Source organism: Vibrio sp. Vb1554 (assembly GCF_033344235.1).
The window spans coordinates 1-1,437 of sequence record NZ_JAWPOJ010000184.1 but is presented as its reverse complement, the minus strand read 5'-3'; the positions used below and the strand labels follow the sequence as shown (position 1 = coordinate 1,437).

The 1,437-nt window shown below is 42.7% G+C and carries 1 protein-coding gene; it reads left to right on the top strand.

The features are described 5' to 3' along the window. Positions 1-426: 426 nt before the first annotated feature. Positions 427-1,437 (top strand): anaerobic C4-dicarboxylate transporter DcuC (gene dcuC / locus R8N28_RS24795; RefSeq protein WP_318183614.1); only part of this gene is annotated, 1,011 nt, incomplete at its 3' end.

Sequence of the window (1,437 nt, the reverse complement as noted above, 5' to 3'; positions counted from 1 at the left end):
GTATCAACAACTTAAAACTGAGTTTGAGCGTCAACAACGTAGTTGGAACTTGATGATCCGTCGTTACGCATAATGCATTAAGTTGCTGAATAAGCCCCGCTTAGTCGGGGCTTTTTGTTTATTTTAGCCGCTACAAATGTGATCTAACTCGAATAATGTTTTTCGATTACTTTTAATTATTTCATCAGCATTTCATTCACCAATCTGCTTATATTTTCTTTCCATTAAAACCCAAAAAACCAGCACATAACACCTACAAAACGAAATTGAAACAAGAGAATCTGTCGGATTTAATTATTAAATTATTATTTGTTTTAGATCATGCAAGTCCCAGATTAGCCTCGTGCCACAGTTAAGAATTCTGTAAATTCCTTGTCATAAATTGAAACAGAATCTTTCTTTTTTTCATAACATCTGGAGACCCCTATGCTAGAGCTCTTAATTGGCTTGGTAGTAACCATTGCGGTGGGCTATTTCATTGTCAAAGGTTACAAAGCAGCTGGCGTACTTTTGACCGCTGGTATCAGTTTGCTTCTTATGACTGGCTTTTTGGGCCATGACGTTCTGCCATCAAGCATCACCTCAACCGGTAACATGGTGACAGACTCGCTCGAATACGTGAAATACATGCTGCAATACCGTGGCGGCGGCCTTGGTATGCAAATCATGTTGCTATGTGGTTTCGCTTCTTACATGACTCACATCGGCGCAAACAACGTTGTCGTGAAACAGTTCTCTAAACCGCTTTCTGTTATCAACTCTCCTTATCTCCTTTTGGTAGCGGCTTACATTGTGGCGTGTTTGATGTCTCTAGCGGTGAGCTCTGCAACAGGCCTTGGCGTTTTATTGATGGCAACCCTATTCCCAATGATGGTTGCGATGGGTATCTCTCGTCCTGCGGCTGTGGCAGTGTGTGCATCTCCTGCTGCTATTATTCTTTCTCCTACTTCAGGTGACGTTGTTATTGCTGCAGAAAAGTCTGGCTTGGCGCTAGATGTGTTTGCGGTACAAACTGTTCGTCCTGTTTCGATTTGTGCAATCGTCGTAATGGCGGCAGCAGCTTTCTTCTGGAACAAATACCTAGATAAGAAAGAAAATACGCCGATGGAAAAAATCGACGTATCAGAAATTACAGCAGATGCACCAGCGTTTTACGCAGCCCTACCCTTCTTACCAATCATCGGTGTGTTCCTATTTAATGGCCGTACGATTCCTGGTCTTAGTCTAGATATCTACACCATCGTTGTGGGTTCTATTTTCCTTGGCGCACTTATCCATTATGTGGTGAACAAATTCGACGGCAAAAAAGCGCTTGAAGATTTAGACTCATGCTACGCAGGCATGGCCGATGCATTTAAAGGCGTTGTGATGTTGTTGGTTGCGGCAGGCGTATTTGCACAAGGTCTGATGTCTATTGGTGCTATCGATAACCTACTT